The following is a 3001-nucleotide window of genomic DNA, read 5'->3' on the forward strand; positions in this document are numbered from 1 at the left end:
GAGGGGCGGGGAGCACCCGCCCCTACTCTTGCAGAGGGGGAAAGTAAACAATGCAATATTCGCAAGTAGACGCGGAGGCGAAGGCGGTTGCGCGCAAGTTCGACATCGTCATCATCGCGTCGACATTTCTGGCGCTCGTCGGTGGGTTTCATGTCCACCAGATGTTGGTTGCCGGAGACTGGTCGTTCTGGATCGACTGGAAGGATCGGAACTGGTGGCCGATCGTTGCGCCGATCCTGGAGATCACCTTCCCGGCGGCGACTCAGGCGGTCTTGTGGACGAGGTTCCGGATGCCGATTGGAGCCACGATCTGCTGTTTGGGCTTGCTCTTTGGCGAGTGGATGAACCGGTACATCAACTTCTGGGGATGGACCCATTATCCGCTGAACATGGTCTTTCCGGAGACCTTCTTTCCGGCGGCGGTGGTGCTCGACGTGGTGTTGATGCTCACCGGGAACTGGGTTGTGACGGCGCTGATCGGCGGCGAGCTCTGGGGTTGGCTCTTCTATCCGACCAACTGGGTGATGATCGCTCCGTTCCATGTGCCGGTGGAGTACCAGGGGTCGCTGATGAGCGTCGCCGACGTGATCAACTACATGTACGTGCGGACCTCGACGCCGGAGTATCTCCGGATTGTCGAGACTGGGACGATGCGAAGCTTCGCGGGAGGGGTGACCGGTGTGGCCGCCTTTTTCTCGGCCTTCGTCTCGGTTTGTATGTACGTGCCCTGGTGGTTGATGGGAGCCCACTTCTTCGGCAGCACCAAGTTCTTCAAGACCTACGACGCTGCTACCGCGGATGTCCGGCATAGCTAAGAGGAGGAAGGAAGACGATGAGACAGAGAGTATTGAGGATGATGGGGAGAGCGGGGGCGCTGGCGCTGCTGGGGATGGTCCTGGTGGCGCCGACGACCCGCCTCTGGGCTCTCGGCGAGAAATCGCAGGAGGCCTTCCTCCGGATGCGGACGGTGATCTTTTATGACACCAAGTTTTCCGGACGGAAGTTCAAGGTCGGGGATGAGATGACGGTGACGGGGAAGTTCCAGCTTCTGCCGATCTGGCCGAAGGAGATCGCCTTTACGGGGATTTCCTGGCTCAACTTCTTCGTGCCGGGACCGCAGTTCCTGCGGGTGGGAAGTTGGATCAACGGCCGGTTCATGTCTTGCTCGCAGTTGCTGGAGCTGGGCGGAACCTATGAGTACAAGACGATCACTCGTGCTCGGTATCCGGGCCATTGGCCGGTTGGGGTGATGCTGAGCATGAAGGATGCGGGTCCGCTGATCGGACCGTCGATTTACGTCGACGTGGATGGAACCCACGAGGGCTTCACCAATCCGATCAAGACGCTCTTGGGCAACACGATCAACCTGGAAGACTACGGCGAGAGCCGGATGCTTCTCTGGACCCTCGTGACGACTCTGATCGGGGTGGCTTGGTTCGGATATTGGGTTGCGAGGCCGTTTGCCTCCCGGATGGGGATGGTAGCGGCCGGGCGGGCCAAGGAGTTGATCAGCGGCGCGGATAAGACCGTGGCGGTGATCTTCGCCCTCGGGTCGATTGCGCTGGTGGCGATTGCGAACGTGATGACCTCCTCGCAGTTTCCGCACACGATTCCGATCCAGGAGACGATCATCAAGAACCAGCCGTTGCCGCCAGAGCCTACCCATGTGGAGGCGCAGGTGCTCGATGCGACCTACGATGTGCCGAGCCGAACGCTCGCCTTCCGGGTCCAGGTGCACAATACCGGGGATCGTCCCTTGGTCCTGAAGGAGTTCACCACGGCGAACGTTCGCTTCTTCAATGAAGCGATTCCGGGGAATGTCTGGAATCCGGACTTCCCGGAGGTCTACGGTGGACCGATGAAGATCACCCCGTCTGAGCCGGTGGCGCCCGGAGAGACCAAGGTGCTGGAGGTGGTGTTGGCGAGTGCCGAGTGGGAGAACCAGCGGTTGACGATGTACCACGAGACGACGAACCGCTTCGGAGGGTTGCTCTTCTTCAGCGATCCGTCCGGGGAGCGGAGCATCATCGCGGTCGCCGATCAGTTGGTCATTCCGAAGTTCGGCATAACGCAAATGTAAGGCTTCTCGACTCTCTTCGGAGAGCCGACCGGCGCGCCCTTCTTCCCCTCGCGGGAAGGAGGGCGCGCTTCTTTTTTCTCCGGTCTCCGTGGAACGAGCGGAAAGCCAGCGGAACCGCCGGTACTTTTTCTTTCCCGGAGCTTCCCCTTTTGAGGAAACGACAGTGTCGCCTAAGCCCACAGAGCTTTCGCCATGGGGAGGTCCAGAAGAGACACGTCGTGCGTCTTACCGTTGAAAGTCCGAGTGGACTGGTCCGGCCGGAACCCGATGGAATCCTCGGGCGTTCCCCTACGAGAGCTCCTCTACTCCACGGCCGCGCGGAGGGACCGCCGACCTAGCTGGGCAGTGGGACTTGGTCCGATTGTTCGTCCTCCGGGCCTCCGTTATGGTTGCTCAAGAAAAACCAATTGGCGTATGCCTCTGGGTTTTGCCGGCATCCCCGGAGGATGACGGCCGCGTCTCGGGGGAGTGCATCCGGGGCGCAGTGGAAGAAATGGAGAAAGAAGAAGATATGGCACAAACACAAACAACGACAACGGCTGTAGCGCGGCCGCCGCTCACCGCCTTTTCCTGGAAAAGCGCGGGGATTGCGATCGGAGCGCTGATAGTCTTTGACGTGTTGATCAATGTGTACGAGAGGCTCTACGCGTTTTCGAAGGGTCTCGACTACACATCGCCAGAATATAATACCTACTGGTTGGGCATGCTCTTTGCGGAGCTTGTCCTGGAGGCGGTCACGGCGGGAGCGCTGTGGGGCTGGCTCTGGGTGACGCGGGACCGGGCGTTGGATCGCCTTACCCCGGCGGAGGAGCTCAAGCGGTACTGGGCCTTGGGACTTTTCGTCCTGACCTATACCTATGCCGTTTACGCGGGCGCGAGCTACTTCACGGAGCAGGACGGCACCTGGCACCAGACGGTGAT

3 protein-coding genes are annotated in these 3001 nt (G+C 60.2%); all 3 read left to right on the forward strand.

From position 1 onward, the window contains the following. The first annotated feature begins 50 nt into the window (after positions 1 to 50). A complete protein-coding gene (amoA, locus tag FN369_RS09945; RefSeq protein WP_142525986.1) occupies positions 51 to 815 on the forward strand; it encodes a bacterial ammonia monooxygenase, subunit AmoA in 765 nt (254 codons plus the stop codon). A gap of 17 nt (positions 816 to 832) precedes the next feature. Beyond that, complete coding sequence (gene amoB / locus FN369_RS09950; protein WP_142525987.1) at positions 833 to 2080, forward strand: bacterial ammonia monooxygenase, subunit AmoB; 1248 nt, start codon at positions 833 to 835, stop codon at positions 2078 to 2080. Positions 2081 to 2591: 511 nt separating this feature from the next. Beyond that, positions 2592 to 3001, forward strand: a 410-nt coding sequence (locus FN369_RS09955; protein ID WP_218580041.1) for a methane monooxygenase/ammonia monooxygenase subunit C, incomplete at its 3' end; no start/stop codon positions are given.

It is taken from the genome of Methylacidimicrobium cyclopophantes (assembly GCF_902143385.2).
Lineage (GTDB): Bacteria > Verrucomicrobiota > Verrucomicrobiia > Methylacidiphilales > Methylacidiphilaceae > Methylacidimicrobium > Methylacidimicrobium cyclopophantes.

Excerpts from the sequence above, each read along its gene's own strand:
- amoA (WP_142525986.1), top strand. The coding sequence starts at position 51 with ATGCAATATTCGCAAGTAGACGCGGAGGCGAAGGCGGTTGCGCGCAAG.
- amoB (WP_142525987.1), top strand. The coding sequence starts at position 833 with ATGAGACAGAGAGTATTGAGGATGATGGGGAGAGCGGGGGCGCTGGCG.